Below are 15,930 nucleotides of genomic sequence, written 5' to 3'. Positions count from 1 at the left end.
CGTCCGTATACGCGGTGATGCGGTCCCAGCCCCCTCGGCCACGATCAGGTCTCCAACGAGGCGACTGGCCGAAGGGGGCCCACACGTGATCGGGGAAGTCACCGGGATCCGCAGGATCCGGATGCTGTACCTGCAGCTGCTGTACCGCTGCAACTTCGAGTGCCTGCACTGCTTCCACGGCACGCGGCTCCAGCACGCCGACACCTTCACCGCCGAGCAGGCCGCGAACCTCCTCACCCTCATGCGCGAGGAGTACGGCACCGAGGCCGTCACCCTGCTCGGCGGCGAGCCGTTCGTCTACAAGGAGCTCGCCCGCGTCGTCCGGCACGCCAAGCAGGAGCTGGGCCTCCAGGTCGAGATCTGCACGAACGGCTACCGGATCGAGCGCCGGCTCACCGAGATCGCCCCGTACGTGGACCTGCTGCGGATCTCGCTGGAGGGCATCGGCTCGACCAACGACCACATCCGCAAGGCCGGCAGCTACGAGAGCGCGCTGCGCGCTCTCGACCTCGCCCGGGAGCTCGGCGTCCGCACCGGGGCGACCATGACGGTCACCTCCAGCAACATCGACGAGGTGCTGCCCCTGGCCCGCACCCTCCAGGGTCTCGGCGCGCGCCAGCTCAAGCTCCACTGCCTACGGCCGGTCGGCCACGCCGCCAACCACCCGGAACTGCTGATCACCGACTCCGCCGCATACGCCCGGCTGCGCGAGCAGCTCCAGGAGACCCGGCTGGACATCGAGGTGATCGTCGACGAGGACCTGTCCGAAGACGGCGCCCCCGAGATCTGTGCCCCCGTGGGCGGGCCGGTGGAGATCGAACGGATCGAAGCCGATCCGCGCGGCGCGCTGACCATGTCCTGCAAGGCCGTCGGCAAGGACTCCCACGCCTTCTGGTACGACAAGCTCGCCGACCACATCGTCCACCGCCCCACCGCCACCGACGAGCTCACCCTCGCGGTGCCCGACGTGGTGTACGCCCGTGTCTGACCACCCGCGCTTCGAGAGCATCGAAGGGCTGCGCGGCACCGGCAAGTCGACCATCGCCCCCATGCTGGCCGCAGCCCGGGAAGCCGTCCTGGTCCCGACCGTGCCGGCCTTCTACCAACCGCTGCGGAGGGAGGTGGACAGACGGGAGAACGTGGAGGCCCGGATGAGTTTCTACCTCTCCGCCCTGTTCACCGCGGCCGACGAGATCCGGCGGTACCTGTCCGCCGGCACCCCGGTCGTTGTGGAGAGCTACTTCGCCCGCTGCCTGGCCAACCACCATGCGCTCGGCGCCCGCCTCGGCATCACGCTGCCGCCCGATCTGCCGCAGCCAGTCACGTACTACCTGGAGTGCGAAGAGGACGAGCGCCAGGCCCGGCTCACCGGCCGGGACAAGCCGGACTCCCGCTGGGACGCCCTGGTCGAGAGCGCCTCGGGCCGCGTCACCGACGCCTACGCCCCGTTCCCGATGCACCGCGTGGACACCACAGGCCGCGGCCCCGACGAGGTCATCCAGGCGATCCTCGCCACCGACACCCAAGGAGCGCACGCCCGTGCAGACTCAGAGCCTGTGGGAGCACACCCTCACCTTCTTCCCCCAGTTCCTCGCCGCGCTGAGGGAGCACACCGCCCCTGACGCCACGGTCGCCGTCGTCGGAGCCAGTGACGGCAAGTTCATCCTGCCGCTCGCCGCCGCCGGCTACCGCGTCGTCGCCATAGAACGTGACCCGCTCGCCCTGCACGGTGGCGAGGTCCACCTTCCGGGTGACGAGCACGCCCACGCGCTGGGGCTGATCGACAGGCTCAAGCTGGAGGAGCTGTACGACCGCGTGCAGGTGGTGGAGGAGGACTTCCTCACCGGCGACCCGCTGGACTCGCCCTGCGACGCCGTCTGGACCAGCTGCTCGTGGCACTACAGTGCCAACCACCACCGCCCGCTCGCCGAGTTCGTCGACCGCATGCAGCGCCTCGTGCGTCCCGGCGGCCTGTTCGGCGCGGAGTTCATGATGCCTGTCGAGCAGCGCCACTTCCTGGTCGAGCACTACACGTCCCCCGAGAAGCTCCGTCGCCACTTCATCGGCGACTGGGACGTCCTGCTCACGCTGCGGACGACCGAGTTCACCGAGCGGGCCCACGTCGGGCAGCTCCAGGACCACACCCACCGCATGGGCCTGCTCCTGGCGGCCCGTACGCCCACCCTGCACCGCTACGGGAAGAAGGACTGATGAAGCACGAGTACGAGGCGAAGTTCCTGGCCGTCGACGTCGCCGACCTCCAGGACAGGCTGACCAGGCTGGGCGCCGTCCAGGCGTTCCCCCGGACCCTCCTCACCCGCAAGATCTTCGAGAACGACAACCTGGACGGCGGTGCCTGGCTCCGCCTGCGGGACGAGGGCACCCGCTCCACGCTCACACTCAAGCAGGTCACCGACTCCACGACGATCGACGGCACCACCGAGATCGAGACCGAGATCGCCGACCTGCACGCCATGGCGGACATCCTCCGTCGGCTCGGCCTGCGCGAGGTCCGGTACCAGGAGAACTACCGCGAGGAGTGGCGCCTGGGAGAGGTCGCCTTCGACTTCGACACCTGGCCCGACCTCCCCACCTTCATCGAGATCGAGGGCCCCGACGAGGCGTCCGTCCGCCAGGCCGCCGCGCTGCTCGAACTCAACTACACCGACGCCCGGTTCGGCAGCGTGGACGAGATCTACAAGAGCGAGGCCGGCCGCGACATCCTCGCCGAGCCCACCCTCCTCTTCTCAGACGCCGAGAAGGCCGACCCCACCCCCGTGGCCATTCAGGCCGACTGAACCGTGAAGGCCGCGCAGTGCTTCTGGAACTCGCCATGCCTCCCCGAGTGATCCCCGGCATCGCCGACTTCGCACGCGGCGGGCTGCCCGCCCCGGCAGCCACCGACGACGGCAACCGGTGGGAGGACGGCCGCTGCTGGCTCTACTGCGGCCAACAGTGGACCCGCGTCCTGTGGATCGGTCCCGTCAGCGTGGCTGGCGCGCAGGCCCCGATGTACGCCTGTGGGCCCTGCATCCAGGAGCTACAGGAGCGGGTCTGGCAGGCGATCCTCCTCGGCGACGAGCCGACCCGCCCGGCGCAACCCGGTCCACATCCCGGCATGGAGACGTCCTCCGAGCCCAGCAGTGGACGGCACCGCGCGCCGGGACAGCGCCTGCGCCGCCCCTGAGCCCCGCCCCCGTGGTGAAACCCCACGGCCACGGGGGCGGCCCCTCGCAGCACCGAGCACCTCCGCACACCAAAGCTTCCCGCCGGACCCGGCGGGAGATCGGTAGAGGAAGGAGCACCAAGTGAAGGACACCAAGCCCTCCGTCGAGGAGGGCCTCCTGGTAGCCGTGGAAGCCCTCGCGAGCGTCCACGACCGGCACGACAGCAACGCCTCCGATCCCGGACAGGGCTCGTCGGGCGACGGCCCCTGGCCCACCGGTGACGGGCTGAATCACGCGGCGTAAGCGCCGCCGGCTCCATGGCGGAGGGGCCGCGGTGCGCGGCCCCTCCGCCTTTCACGTCCCATCCGAGGCAAGGAAAGGGAACGGCTCATGGAACACCGTCTGGTTCACGCAATCGAAGAGGCGCTGGGGTGGGATGGCCCGGCCCCGCTCGGTACGGAGTTCGCCCGAGGCAGCATCAGCGACCCCGAGGTCGTCTCCAGGCTCCTCACGCCGCAGCGGCTGCTCGACATAGTCATGCGCCGGAGCGTGTCCAACCCGCAGTTCCGGTTCTTCAAGGGAGGCGAGGAGATGCACCCCGACGCCTACCTGAACCGGCAGGTCACACCCCGCGGGCAGGCCATACCGATGGCGGACATGCGCCGCGTCGGCAACCACCTGCGGGACGGAGCGACGCTGGTCCTCGACCAGTCGAACGTCTTCGACCCCACCATGGAGGTGGCGTGCCGGGCGTTGCAGTGGTGGTCGCGCGAGCACGTCCAGGCCAACGTCTACCTGACCACCAACGACGCCTCCGGCTTCGACCTGCACTGGGACGACCACGACGTCGTCATCGTCCAGCTCGCCGGCGAGAAGCAGTGGGAGGTGCGCGGTGCCTCACGGCCGGTGCCGATGTACCGGGACGCTGAACGGAACAACACGCCCAGCGAGGAGATCGTGTGGACCGGCACCATGAAGGCCGGCGACGTCATGCACATCCCGCGCGGCTACTGGCACGCGGCCACCCGCGTCGGCCACGGTGACGGGCACAGCACCCATGTGACCTTCGGCTTCGCCAAGCGCACCGCCGTGAGCTGGCTGACCTGGCTGGCCGACTGGTCCCGCCAGGAGGAGATCTTCCGCCACGACCTCAACCGCTGGGCCAGCCCCGACCAGCAGCAGGACCAGCAGCGCCGGCTGGCCACTGCGGCCTCCCGCCTCATCGACGCCCGCGATCCAGCGGAGTTCCTCCGCAGCCGCGAGCAGGAAGCCCCTCCCGGCCGCCACGTCCCCTTCCTGGACATCTTCGGCCCTCTTGAGGCCGCGGTGTGCGTCACCGACTTCCCACCGGCGATCACGGAGGACGGGGAGACGGTCGCCGTGGAGGCGACGGGCAAGAAGCTCACCTTCGCGGCCAAGGCGCTTCCCGGCCTCCGCGTGCTGCTGAGCGGACGCCCCGTACGGCTGGACGAGGCCACCCGCGTGGTGGGCGCCGAGGTGGAGGCACTGGCGAAGATCCTGGTGGAGGAGGAACTGTGCGCGAGCCTGACCCCCGAATTGTCCTCGGGTTACACCGGTCTCGTTACAAACGCCGCGCTCTGACCAGCGCGCTGGACCTGGGCATCACCACGATCGACACCAGCTTCAACTACCGAGGGTTCACCGCCCACGCCACACTGGCTGACGTCGCCGGCGATCTCCTACCTCACTTCACGCTCTCCACGAAGGTTGGCTTCTTCCCCGCCGCCGGTCAGGCCGAGCACTCCCTCCACCCTGCTCGTCTGCGCGTGGCAATGGAACAGACCAACCGGGACCTGGGCCGAGTGCCCGACCTGGTGTTCCTACACAACCCGGAACGCTCCCTCCCCTCCCCCGCGGCCGAGGCAAGAGACACCCTCGGCCGAGCATGCGCCACCCTGGCAACAGCCGTGGAGGAGGGCCTGTGCGGTGCCTGGGGCATCTCCACCTGGGATCCCCGCCCCCTCACAGGCCTCGCCGACGCCACCCTGCCCAGGCCCGCCGTACTTATGGTCCGCGCGGGTCTACTAGGGGGAATCAGCGTCCTCGAAGCGTCCGAGGCCCTCGTGGCCCAGTGGGACCTCGCGCCGGACCAGGTCTGGGGGATGAGTCCCTTCGGGGGCGACGCGGCCGACCCCGTGTGGGGTCGGCTGGACCCTCGCGTCTTCATCGAAGACGCGGACGACGCCCCCTCTGCCCTCCAGGCTGCGTTTCGAGCCGCCTTCCTGCTTCCGGAGGTGGGAAGGATCGCTGTCGGCACAGACAACCCCACCCATCTCCAGGAGTTGATCGACGCTCTCCGGTACGAACCGGATTCCGACAGGCTGCGGACGTACCGGCAGATGCTTCGGGAGCGGGCCGGCCGTCAGGCGGACTGAAGGTCCGCCGCGACCTGCTCCGCCATCCGGCGGGCAGGTTCGAGGCGCGGGTCCTCGGGATGTGCGTCCGGGGCAAGGATCTTCGCGCAGACGAACAAGGTCATCAGCTTGCCGTCCCGGCTCTCCAGATCGTGACGCCGCTCGTGGCGTACGCGCTCGGCGAGATCCGGGACGGCAAGCGAATTGCCCCACAACGACGCGGCATCCAGCCCCCGCGGGGCCACGCCCCAGTCCTCCCAGTCGAACAGGGAGAACTCCGGCCCGGTCATGTTCGCCCAGTTCAGATCGGCATGCGCCGGCTGCCACTGCCGTACCTCGGTGTCGACGCCATCCGGGAGGAAGCGGTGTACCGCCTCCCCCACCCCGCCCTGCGTGATCGTCACCGTGTCAGGAGTCGCCACCCGGCTGGTGCTCTGTACTGAGAGGGCATCCAGGGAGCGGTTCAGCGCTTCCCACCACGCTTCCGGCAAGAGCGGATCGGCCACCAGCACGCTATTGCCCACTGGAGCATCGGGCAACAGCTCGGTCTCGTCAGCACGCCACATCACCGGCTCGTCCCGCTGCCGCCACGCCGCACCCCGCCGCCACTGCGGCATCGCGACGCCATCCAGCAGCGCTGCACACTCAGTGCCGTTCCAGCCCTGGTTCCCGATCTTCTCGAAGCGGCGCCGCTCAACACGCACCCAGGTGTCACGATCCGTCCTAGCGCCGAGAGACCGGCGCTTGCGGACCAGCGTGGCTGGGTCCAGCTGAGTTCCAAGCATCCGTTCGACTTCGTCGAGGACGATGTCAGTCGGCTCAACTCGCAAGTCGAAAGCGGCGGTAGCTGGTGCGGAAGACGACACTGGACCTCCTTGGAGACTGACCGACGTTAGCAAGTAGTCAGCTCCACCGAGGGCAAGAGGCATAGGTCTGATGCAACGGCAGCACGGCCCCCACCCTGGATTACATGGCAGTAGATGGCATTAACCGGCAGACGTACCGGTTGTTGGTGTGCCACAGTCAGTGCTGTCCCCCAGACGACAGGACTGGCGGACAGACCCGGGGAGGAACCATGGCGCAGGAAGCCCAGCAGCAATTCGTCTCGGTACCCGTGCCGAGCCAGTACGTCACGCAGGTTTACGCCTACCTTGCGGAACTGTCCGGAGCAACGGCCGTTACTCCACCTGTCTCCACGGTTCCGTCGGTTGATGCGGCAACGAGCTCGGCGGATAGCGACACGCTCCCGGTCGTGGAGTGGACCGTAGAAGACTTCCGCAGGCTGGCCATCGAACCGCTGGGCTCGGTGCAGACGGTCGTCCGCGTCCTCGACTTCCTGGCAGAGCAGCCCGACGCACGGGTGAGCTACACCTCGATCGCCAAACACCTGGGCATGGAGAAGAAGAGCCTGCAGGGCAACCTCTCGGCATTCACTCGCGCCGTACGCAAGCACTACAAGCGCCGCAACTGGCCGATGACATGGGTGGAGGCGCTGACGAGCGAGCCAGGGCTCAAGTCGGAGTTCTTCTACACGATGAACGCATCCGTTGCCGAGCGTTGGATGAGGGCCCGCGCCACTCAGGGCTGACCTGGATGGAGAAGCGGGGGGAGTGAGATCAACTCACTCCCCCCACTCTCTTGTTTTCACCCTTGCTAGCGACGAGGCCGACCGGACTGACTCGCAGATGGCACGGGTGCCGCTGGCGGCGTGTTCCGGGTCTGCTGACCAGGGAGTGCCATGCCGTTGGCAGTAGTACGGCGTCGGGCGGCTTCAGCGTGGGGGTTGGGGGTGGGGTTGCGGCTGGTGTGCTGGAGGCGGGTGATCAGGACGCGGGCGGGTTGGCGGGCTGTGCCGAGTTCGCGCTGGGCTGCGGCCTCCTTGAGGAGTTGGTGGGGTTGGTGGCCTCGGGCCTCCGCGTCGGCGAGGAGGGCGGCGAGGGCGGGCCAGCTGGGGTCGGTGAGGATCCGGTCGGCCTGGTCGGGGACGGCGGCGCGTACGTCGTGGGCGAGGGTGCGGCGGGTTTCCTCCCTCGGCTGGCGCTGTTCGAGTACGACGAGCGTGGGTTTGAGGGCTTGCTCGGCGGCTGCCTGTAGGTGGTGGAGGGCTTGGCGGGCGGCGTCGGCCTGGTGGGCGTGGCCCTTGGCCTCGTGCCAGCGGCCGGCGATGATCCCGGCCCACAGGAGGGCTGCGATGAGGGCGGCGAAGGCGCTGCCGTCGGGGCGGGTGGCGGTATGGACGACGTCGCGGGCCGCGTTCCGGATGGCGTGGGCGGCGCGGTCTTCCGCCCGAATCTGCGAGCGCTGGGCGCGCGCGAACACCTTTGATGCGGAGTGGAGTTCGGCGCGGAGCTGGGTCGGGGCGTTCTGGGCGGTGGCTTCGAGGAGTTCACCGAGGGCGGTGATGTGTGCTTGGGCGTGGGTGTCGTCGGCGAGGTCGGTGCGGAAGGTGTCGAGGGCTTCGGTGGCCTGGTGCCAGGGGGTGGTGGGCTGGTTGCGGCGGGCGGTGGGGTGTTCTTCCGGCTGGCTGGCTTCGAGGCGGTCGCGGAGTTTGGGGAGGGTGAGGTCGGGGGCGATCTTCCCGCCGGGGTGGAAGATCTGTTCGCCGTCCTTGTTGAGGTCGCCGGGGCGGCCTGCGGCGTAGCCGAGGAGGTCTCCGGATGGGCCGCGCCGAGCCTTCACCGCGATGCCGTCGGCTTCGAGGTAGGCGAGGAGTTCCTCGGCCGTGCGGGCGTGGGGGATGGCGGCGCGGATGCGGTCCTGGAGCCATTCGCGGCTTGTCTGTTCCCAGCCGAGGCGCTGGGCCTTGTGCATCTCGGCCTGGGTGGGGGCGCGGGTGCCGGTGCGGTCGCCCTTCTTCAGGCGGCGCAGCCCGTAGTCCTTCTCGATCTGGCGGCATGCGTCGCCGGCGCGGATGCCGCTGTCGTGGAACTTGGGGCGGCGGCCGTCCTCGCGGACTGTGGTGGCGAGGATGTGGATGTGGTCGTCGGCGTGGCGTACGGCGATCCAGCGGCAGGCCAGGTCGTCGCCCTCTGGGGCGATGCCGGCCGCGGCGACGATGCGCTGGGCGATCTCGCCCCACTCGGCGTCGGAGAGGTGGCGGTCCTCGGGGGCTGCGCGGACGGGGCAGTGCCAGACGTGGTCGGTGATCTTCTTGCCGAACTCGCTGTTGCGGAGGCTTACGGGTTCGTCGAGGTAGCGGGCGAGCTGGGTGAGGGTGGCGTTCTTGTCGCGGCCGGGGTCGGGCATGGCGAGCATGGCGAAGCCGGCCACGATGTGCGGGTCGGTGTGCTCGTCGTGTCGGCCGGGGCCGTAGAGGTAGGCGAGCAGTCCGCGGGTGTTGGCGCCGGAGGGCTTGATGGCAGCTATCACGGCCGTCGCACCTCCTGCGGGTTGGCGGGTTCGCGCAGGGTCTCAGCGATCAGGGTGAGTAGGTCGTGGAGTTCGTCGAGGCGCTGGCGTATGTCTGGCGGGGTGAGGTCGCTGTTCAGGGCGCGGGCGATCTGGTTGATGTTGACGCCGATGCGGTTGCACTGGCGCAGGACCTGGGCACGGAAGACGTGCGTGCGGCGGCGGTCCTCGGACAAGGGCAGGTTGGCGGTGAACCGCCCGTTGATGAAGGCGAGGACGATGTCGGCGGCGAAGCCGGATTCGCCCTTGTAACCGTGCTCGGCTGCGGCCTCCTGAAGGCGGGGGCGTTCGTCGTCGGTGAAGCGCAGCGGGCCTACGCGATGACCGCGCTTGTTGCCGGTGAAGCGGCGGATCGTGGGCTGGACGCTCTTCACCGCCGGCTCGCCGGCGGAGGGCTCGGCGCTGCGTTCGGCGTGGAGGATCTCGCGCTGGACAGTGTGGAGCATGTCCTGGTCGGGGCCGCCCTCGGTCCCGATCTCACGGTCCGGCGCCCCCTGGCGCTGGGCCGTCTCCGCCACCCCCGGGGCGGAGATCCCCGAAGGCCGGCCTTGAGTCGGACTCGGGGTACTACTGGCTCCGCCAGGGGCCGCCATCCCGAATGCGCGTCGCCAACGGTTGGTCAGACTAGGCGACTCCGAGCCCGGCGAGGGCATGGAGTCGGGGTCGTTCGGGTCGAGCGTCACAGGGTGGTTCTCCGATGCGGGGGTGGCTGCTGGCGATGCGAGGACAGGCAAGTTCGGCAGGTTGGAGCCAGCGGCGATGGCAGCAAGTTGCGGCGCGCGGTCAGCGACGAGATGACCGGAAGTCCGACGTCCCCTGAATACGGTGGATGGCTGCCCCGGTGCCGGGGACCGTGGAGTACGGATCGCGGTCTGGGGACCGGGCCTGTCGTGAGGGGACGGAGTTCTGCCGTGATCACCGGGGGCCTTGGCCGTCAGGCAGCCACGGTCCCCGTCCGGCCTTACCGGCGTTGACCTGCGGTGAATATCGGTCAGTGTCCGGGTGCGGTTCCGGTGAGAGCCTGCTGCTTGCGGAGGCCCACGAGATCCTTCTTCACCTTCCCCAGGCGCTCGTTGCTGATCGAGTGGCCCTCGCCCTCGATTGCCGCTCGCATCTGCTTCAGCGTCGGCTTCCCTTCCAGCTTCTCCACGATCGCGAGGAAGTCGTCCATGTCACCGGTTGTCGGTCGTCCGACCTTCCGGGAGGGGACGGCGGGCGGGTCGGCTTTGCGGGGACCGGCATCCAGGTCCAACTCCTCGGCAGCCTCGGCGCCGTTGTCACCGGAATCTTCCGGCTCCTCGCCTGCGGGTGTGGGCTGACGTCGAAAGGCTTGCCCATCGTCGTAGGGGAGCTGGGCGGCGATCACCACAGGGTGGAGGCAGTCGTCCGAGGGACGTGGGGTTGCGGGTTCGGCGACATGCTGGTGGATCTGCCGCATCAGGGCGCCGAAGGCCAGGAGGGCGGCGGCTGGGGGGATGGCGGCGATCACGTAGTCCAGGAGCGGGACCTGGGTGGTGCCGCGTGTGCCGTAAACGCCGGCCACATTCAGGGCGATGGAGCCGAGGGAGCCGGTGGCGGTCAGGGCGATCGCCCACCAGTCGGTCACGCGGTGCAGGCTGGCACGGAGCATCAGGAGCTCGCCGGAGACGATGAACGCGTCCAAGGTGGCGGGCCAGGCCCACTGACGTTCTGGGGCGTTGCCCAGGCCGTGGTGTCCGGCGACCTCGGCCAGGTGGGCGTACGAGAGCCAGAACGCCGCGGCGGTCAGCGCGACGATCACGCATCCGGCAGCGGCCAGAACGTACCGCTCGGCGGTCGGGGTGTTTCTGAGCGAGGGGGTGGATGTGGTCAAGCGGGTGCACTCCAAGGGCATAGGTGTGGCCACCGAGCTGTGGGTGGCTGTGGAGGGTGGGGACTCGTCCCACTCGTCCTGTCGCTGGTCAGGGCAGGTACGGGTGGTCGGCTGATGTCGAGTCGACTCGTTGCATCTGTCGGGTACCGCGTGCCGGGCGGTCGGTGAGACGAGTGGGGTACGAGTTGGTACGGGTGCCGACTCGCGCGTCCTGGGAGCCGCTTTGCGGGCGGTTGCACGCGTCGGTGGCGGGTTTCACCAGGTCAGCAGGCTGGCGATGTCGAGTCGACTCGTTGCGCCTCCCCCACTCGTCCCCGCGCTGACCTGCGCGGGGACGAGTGGGACGAGACGTGGAAGGTCAGGCGCCGGTGGCGGGCGGGGCCTCTGCGGCGGGCTTCTCCGGCGGGCAGTACCGGGTCCAGGCGTCGGTGAACTGCGCGGGGGTGAAGCCCTTGGCCTGGCTGCCGTCGGGGAAGCGGCGGTTGCCCGAGCCGATGCCGTAGTCGTCGAGCAGGATCTGCAGTCCGCGTGGGGTGAGCCCCTTGGGGCTGTGCTCGGACCATGGCGCCTCTGGGTCGGCGTTGAGGAGGTCCAGCAGGTGGGTCGTCCGCAGGGCGGGCGGGTTACCGACGTTGGCGAAGGCTTTGCGGATGTCGGTCAGGATGCGGATCTTCAGTCCGCCTTCCTGATCGCGTCCGGACTCGTAGTCCGTCATGGTCTTGCACGCCGTGCGGGCGATCACCGGCCAGCGTCCGCCCGCGAGGTCGGCGACGCTGATCAACGGCTCCCAGGTGTCGGCGGCGCGGTCGTCGACCGGGAGCTTGGGCTCCAGCGCGATGGCCTCGTCGCGGACGCTGGCGAGCCAGGCCGCGACCCGTTCCCGCAGTGCCCTGACCGTCAGGTCGTCGCGGCCGTAGCGCCAGGAGGTCACCTTCTCGGAGCCCGCGCGGCGACGCATGCGGATGACCACGGACCGGTCCATGATCGTGTCGGGCAGGTCCCCGATGCCGGCCAGCGCGGCCATGGCGAAGGTCGCGAACTTCTGCACCTCGTGGTTCGGGCCCGAGACGCGCAGGGTGGGGCGGTTGCGCTGGTGGCCCGCGTTGAGCAGGCCTCTCATCTCCTCGTTCTTCTCCGCGACCTTCGCCGACCCGAAGATCGTGTCGACCTCGTCCACCAGCAGCGTGGGCGGGCTGCTGTCACCGATGGAACGGAAGATCGCCGCAGCGGAAGCGTTGACCGTGATCAGCGGATCGTGCACCGCCTCGATCAGGACCTCCAGCAGCCGGGATTTCCCACACTTCTTCGCGGGTCCGACCACCGCGAGGCGTGGGGCGTGCTGCCACACCGTCTGCAGGTGCGTGGCCGCCGCCCACAGCGTGGCGGCGGTCAGGGCCTCCTCGCTGGGCATCACTACATATCGGCGGATCGTGGCGCGGAGCTCGTCGAGGATCGCCTCCCCTTCCGATGCGGGGGTCGGCGGCGTGGCCGGGGGCACGTCCGCCTCAGCGGGGACTTCGAAGGCCGTGTCGAGGCCCTCGTCCTGCGCGTCGTGCAGGTAAGCGCCGGGCTGGCCGGGGATCGCGACCGCAGGCCAGGTCGCCTTGGCAGGTGCGGCAGGGGGCGTGGATGTCGTAGGTTCCAAGGGGCAGCTCCTTCTCGTGTGGCCGCGTGCGTGCTGGCCACTCGGGTTGACCGTGTGATTGCGGGTGGGGATGTTGCCGGGGCCTCCGACGTTGGCGCGTCGGGGGCTCACTTGTTTCCCGTGAGCCCTTGGGGGAGCCGGGCGACGACGAACAGTACGTCCGCCCCCTGGCACAGTCCAGCGTTTCTGTGTCAGCTCCGCGCAGAATGGTCTGCTGCCTTCTCGCGCCCTCAAGCGGCCAAGCCCAGCAGGTTCACCAGGTCTGCCGTCACCACGCGGTACGCCTTGCCCAGCCGCAGGACCTTGCACGGGTACTCGCCCCGCTTGGCCAGCTCGTAGCCCTTGCTCCGCCCGAGACCCAGCGCACGGTTGCTGGTGTCCAGGTCAATGGCCGCCGGCAGGGACAGCACTTCCTCGCGGCTCATCCCCTTCGACCCGGTTCCCGTCGGGTTCTCCCGCATGCAGCACTCCTCTCGTCACAGCCGTCGGCGAACGCGGTCCTCACGTCCGACTCCAGGCCTACGAGTACAAGTCTGGCCGAGCTAATGTGTCTCCATGACACAACGCGAATTCGATGATGGAGACGAGGACGACGTTCCCGAATGGGCGGACCACGTCATGGCCACCGTGGCAAACGAGGTCAAGCGACGGAGAAAGGAAATCGGTTGGAGCGCACAGCAGTTGTCCGACCGCTGCAAAGACATCGGCCACCCCATCCCGCGCAACGTGATCGCGAACATGGAGTCCGGCCGGAGGACCAACCTCCCCCTGGTTGATGTCATCGTGCTGGCAGAGGCCCTCTGGACTAGCCCGATCTGCCTGATCTACCCCGTCGGGTACGTCCCCGAGGTACAGCGTCTGCCTCTCCAGGAGCGAATCCCGCCGTGGGAGGCCCTGCTCTGGTTCTCGGCCCATGACGACGCCGGACTGGACGACCACGAAATGCTCCACCAGCAGCGCCAGCACATCTCAGCTCTGTCCCGGGCCGAGAGCGCCATGGCGAGTGAAGGCTACGCAAGGCACACAGTCGAAACCGAGAAGGACCCGGTCCGACGCACCGAAGCCCAACGCGCCCACGCGGTCTTCGCCGAACGAGTCTCCCAAGCCAGGGAATCCCTCCGTGAAGCCCGCTCCTACATCAGCGGCCACGGCGGGCTCCTTCCCTACCTGCCGCCCGAGCTCGCCGACATCGACCCACCCGACACCGACGAAGAGGACGACATTTGAAGGGCTCCACCTACCGCCGCTGCTCCTGCCGCGATCCCAAGACCGGCAAGGAACTCGGCACTTCCTGCCCCAAGCGCAATAGCAGGAACCACTGCAAGTACTCCATACGCCAGGAGCTGCCGCCCCGCGAGGACGGCAGCAGACGGTCGTTCGCCCGTGGCGGGTACGCCAACGTCAAGGCGGCACAGGCCGACCTCGACCACGTGCGCGCCCTGCTCGGGCTCGCCGAAACCGACGACCCCGAAGGCATCCAGCTGCTCGCCCAGATGCTGGCCGAGGTCAGCGGCGAGAAGCTGCCCTTGCCCGACGTGGAGGAGACCCGGCGGCGGCTCAAGGCCGGCCAGGACCTCGTCGGCAGCCTGACCGTCGCCGAGTGGCTGGACCGGTGGCTGGCGGGCAAGCGGATCCGGAAGTCGGGCATCAGCCGGTACGAGACCGACATCCGCGTGCACCTCAAGCCGCACATCGGGCACCGACGGCTCGACCGGCTGCGGGTCAGCCACCTGAGCGAGATGTTCACGGCCATCGCCGACGGCAACGCCGAGGTTCTGGAGCAGAACGCCCAGCGGCGGGCGGCCGTGGAGGAGTTGGCGACGATCCCGTGGAAGGGGACCGAGAACCGTGCTCGCCGGAAGGTGCTGAAGGCGGCGCTCGACGCGATGCCAGCCTTCCGTCGGGTGACCGGCCCCGCCACGCGCCAGCACGTGAAGGCGACGCTCCGCGCGTCCCTGAACGACGCGATCGGGCAGCAAATCATCACGTTCAACCCGGCGGCCCACGTCGAGATCGATCCGGTGCGCAAGCCGAAGGCGCTGGTGTGGACGGACGAGCGGGTCGCCAAGTGGGAGCAGACCGGCGAGAAGCCCTCCCCGGTGATGGTCTGGACGCCGGAACAGACAGGCGCCTTCCTCGACTTCGTCGCCGACGACCGGCTGTACGCGATGTGGCACCTGATCGCGTTCCGCGGCCTGCGGCGAGGTGAGGCGTGCGGACAGCCGTGGTCGGAGACCAATCTCGACCGGCACTCCCTCACCGTGACAGGGCAGCTCGTCCAGGACGGCTGGGAGGTCGAGGCGTCCGAGCCGAAGACGGATAGCGGCTTCCGCGTCGTCGCACTCGACGACGACACCGTCGGCGTCCTGGAGCGGCACCGCAAGCAGCAGGAGGCCGACCGCGCCGAGTGGGGGTCGGCCTGGGTGAACACCGGGCTCGTCTTCACGCAGGAGGACGGCTCCTGGCTGCACCCGGGCAAGGTGACCGATCTCTTCGAGCGGCTCGTCGCTGCATCCGGACTCCCGCCGATCCGGCTGCATGACCTACGCCACGGCGCTGCCACGCTCATGCTGGCGGCCGACATCGACATCAAGATCGTGTCGGACACGCTCGGGCACAGCGACACCCGGATCACGCGCGACATCTACCAGAGCGTGCTCCCCCACGTCGGCAAGAGCGCCGCCGAGGCCACAGCCAAGCTGGTCCCCCTCCAGCGCAAGGCCGAACAGGAAGAGCAGGCCCGCAAGGCCGCCAAGAAGGCCAGGCAAGCCGAGAAGGCGAAGGCCAAGGGGAAGAGGAAGGGCAAGGCCAAGAAGGCCGCTAAGAAGGGCTGACGGCCCCTCCGCTCACGCATCGCTCACGCACGGAGTTTCGGGCCCCAACCGATGCACGCGCCGACCGACCCCGGAAATAGCAAAAGCCCCAGGTCACGGCGAGTGAGTCCTGGGGCTTCTACAGAGCCGCCTTCGGGATTCGAACCCGAGACCTACGCATTACGAGCCCGCTAGGGATCATGCCGGGCTGTGCCCCGCGATCGTGCCAGATCCCGTTTCCCCAGATCAGAGCACCTGTGGCGGTCCCGCTGCTAGCGTCCCATGCTGCACCGTCCAAAGGCGTCCGCGCTCCCCTTGCGCTCCCCTGATCGCCTCCAGTGACGCTACAGCCCCGAACAGCAATCCGATGACCGGCTCTGGGCGGTTCTTGTCGACATCCGACAAGAACCGAACTGACCCCGGACACCCGCCCCGGGCCAGTTCGCACTTCTCAGATCAGAGCAGACATCGCGGTCCACACGCGCCCACCAGGCATCACTGCGGCGGTGGGACCAGGCATTCAGATCGCGAGAATACGGACAAGATCGAGCTCCACGCCCACGTCTGACGCCTGCGTCAGGGCGACCTGGTTCAGGTGTCGCCCGCACGCGTGAAACCAGTTCCGATCAAGGGAGTCCTCCTTCCACCGGACCCTCCAGATCGGCCAGGC

General features: G+C 69.0%; 17 protein-coding genes. 11 read left to right on the top strand and 6 right to left on the bottom strand.

All coding sequences use genetic code 11. From position 1 onward, the window contains the following. The first annotated feature begins 85 nt into the window (after positions 1-85). From ACFWFZ_RS09480 to ACFWFZ_RS09445, 8 genes are all read left to right on the top strand, one after another. Positions 86-988, top strand: coding sequence for a radical SAM protein (locus tag ACFWFZ_RS09480; protein ID WP_387118990.1), 903 nt, complete (start codon positions 86-88; stop codon positions 986-988). Next, on the top strand, positions 981-1,622 hold the full coding sequence (locus ACFWFZ_RS09475; RefSeq protein ID WP_387118987.1) for a hypothetical protein: 642 nt from the start codon (positions 981-983) through the stop codon (positions 1,620-1,622). Before ACFWFZ_RS09480 ends, ACFWFZ_RS09475 begins: the two co-directional genes overlap by 8 nt. Then, positions 1,540-2,211, top strand: coding sequence for a class I SAM-dependent methyltransferase (locus ACFWFZ_RS09470; protein WP_387118984.1), 672 nt, complete (start codon positions 1,540-1,542; stop codon positions 2,209-2,211). The genes ACFWFZ_RS09475 and ACFWFZ_RS09470 overlap by 83 nt, the downstream gene beginning before the upstream one ends. Then, positions 2,211-2,798 carry a class IV adenylate cyclase gene (locus tag ACFWFZ_RS09465; protein WP_387118981.1) on the top strand — a complete coding sequence of 196 codons (588 nt, stop codon included), beginning with the start codon at positions 2,211-2,213 and terminating at the stop codon, positions 2,796-2,798. Before ACFWFZ_RS09470 ends, ACFWFZ_RS09465 begins: the two co-directional genes overlap by 1 nt. Positions 2,799-2,833: 35 nt before the next feature. Further along, a complete protein-coding gene (locus tag ACFWFZ_RS09460) occupies positions 2,834-3,187 on the top strand; it encodes a hypothetical protein (RefSeq protein ID WP_387118978.1) in 354 nt (117 codons plus the stop codon). Positions 3,188-3,308: 121 nt separating this feature from the next. Then, positions 3,309-3,470 carry a hypothetical protein gene (locus ACFWFZ_RS09455; RefSeq protein WP_376117963.1) on the top strand — a complete coding sequence of 54 codons (162 nt, stop codon included), beginning with the start codon at positions 3,309-3,311 and terminating at the stop codon, positions 3,468-3,470. An 87-nt stretch (positions 3,471-3,557) separates the two neighbouring features. Then, on the top strand, positions 3,558-4,769 hold the full coding sequence (locus ACFWFZ_RS09450) for a JmjC domain-containing protein (RefSeq protein ID WP_387118974.1): 1,212 nt from the start codon (positions 3,558-3,560) through the stop codon (positions 4,767-4,769). Continuing rightward, on the top strand, positions 4,703-5,563 hold the full coding sequence (locus ACFWFZ_RS09445) for an aldo/keto reductase (RefSeq protein WP_387118971.1): 861 nt from the start codon (positions 4,703-4,705) through the stop codon (positions 5,561-5,563). Before ACFWFZ_RS09450 ends, ACFWFZ_RS09445 begins: the two co-directional genes overlap by 67 nt. Here the strand turns inward: ACFWFZ_RS09445 and ACFWFZ_RS09440 are convergent. Further along, the gene (locus tag ACFWFZ_RS09440) at positions 5,551-6,408 is read right to left on the bottom strand and encodes a hypothetical protein (RefSeq protein WP_387118968.1); all 858 of its coding nucleotides are present in this window, start codon (positions 6,406-6,408) and stop codon (positions 5,551-5,553) included. The genes ACFWFZ_RS09445 and ACFWFZ_RS09440 overlap by 13 nt on opposite strands. Positions 6,409-6,617: 209 nt before the next feature. On the opposite strand from ACFWFZ_RS09440, the gene ACFWFZ_RS09435 reads away from it, so the two are divergent. Beyond that, positions 6,618-7,130 carry a hypothetical protein gene (locus tag ACFWFZ_RS09435; protein WP_387118965.1) on the top strand — a complete coding sequence of 171 codons (513 nt, stop codon included), beginning with the start codon at positions 6,618-6,620 and terminating at the stop codon, positions 7,128-7,130. A 65-nt stretch (positions 7,131-7,195) separates the two neighbouring features. On the opposite strand, the gene ACFWFZ_RS09430 is transcribed toward ACFWFZ_RS09435, so the two are convergent. The 5 genes from ACFWFZ_RS09430 to ACFWFZ_RS09410 form a co-directional block, all read right to left on the bottom strand. Continuing rightward, entirely contained in the window at positions 7,196-8,911 is a 1,716-nt protein-coding gene (locus tag ACFWFZ_RS09430; RefSeq protein WP_387118962.1) for a relaxase/mobilization nuclease domain-containing protein, read from the bottom strand. Continuing rightward, a complete protein-coding gene (locus tag ACFWFZ_RS09425) occupies positions 8,908-9,468 on the bottom strand; it encodes a MobC family plasmid mobilization relaxosome protein (protein ID WP_387118959.1) in 561 nt (186 codons plus the stop codon). The genes ACFWFZ_RS09430 and ACFWFZ_RS09425 overlap by 4 nt, the downstream gene beginning before the upstream one ends. A gap of 473 nt (positions 9,469-9,941) precedes the next feature. After that, on the bottom strand, positions 9,942-10,823 hold the full coding sequence (locus ACFWFZ_RS09420) for a DUF2637 domain-containing protein (protein WP_387119227.1): 882 nt from the start codon (positions 10,821-10,823) through the stop codon (positions 9,942-9,944). Between the two features lie 337 nt (positions 10,824-11,160). Further along, entirely contained in the window at positions 11,161-12,447 is a 1,287-nt protein-coding gene (locus ACFWFZ_RS09415; RefSeq protein WP_387118955.1) for a DUF3631 domain-containing protein, read from the bottom strand. A gap of 230 nt (positions 12,448-12,677) precedes the next feature. Continuing rightward, a complete protein-coding gene (locus ACFWFZ_RS09410; protein ID WP_371588033.1) occupies positions 12,678-12,908 on the bottom strand; it encodes a hypothetical protein in 231 nt (76 codons plus the stop codon). 94 nt (positions 12,909-13,002) lie between these two features. On the opposite strand from ACFWFZ_RS09410, the gene ACFWFZ_RS09405 reads away from it, so the two are divergent. Both ACFWFZ_RS09405 and ACFWFZ_RS09400 read left to right on the top strand, forming a co-directional pair. Then, a complete protein-coding gene (locus ACFWFZ_RS09405; protein ID WP_387118951.1) occupies positions 13,003-13,674 on the top strand; it encodes a helix-turn-helix domain-containing protein in 672 nt (223 codons plus the stop codon). Further along, the gene (locus tag ACFWFZ_RS09400) at positions 13,671-15,281 is read left to right on the top strand and encodes a tyrosine-type recombinase/integrase (RefSeq protein WP_387118948.1); all 1,611 of its coding nucleotides are present in this window, start codon (positions 13,671-13,673) and stop codon (positions 15,279-15,281) included. The genes ACFWFZ_RS09405 and ACFWFZ_RS09400 overlap by 4 nt, the downstream gene beginning before the upstream one ends. The last annotated feature ends 649 nt before the right edge of the window (positions 15,282-15,930 follow it).

The organism is Streptomyces sp. NPDC060232 (genome assembly GCF_042726555.1).
Classification (GTDB): Bacteria; Actinomycetota; Actinomycetes; order Streptomycetales; family Streptomycetaceae; genus Streptomyces.
The sequence above is the reverse complement of the archived record's forward strand: the minus strand, read 5'-3'. Positions and strand labels throughout refer to the sequence as shown.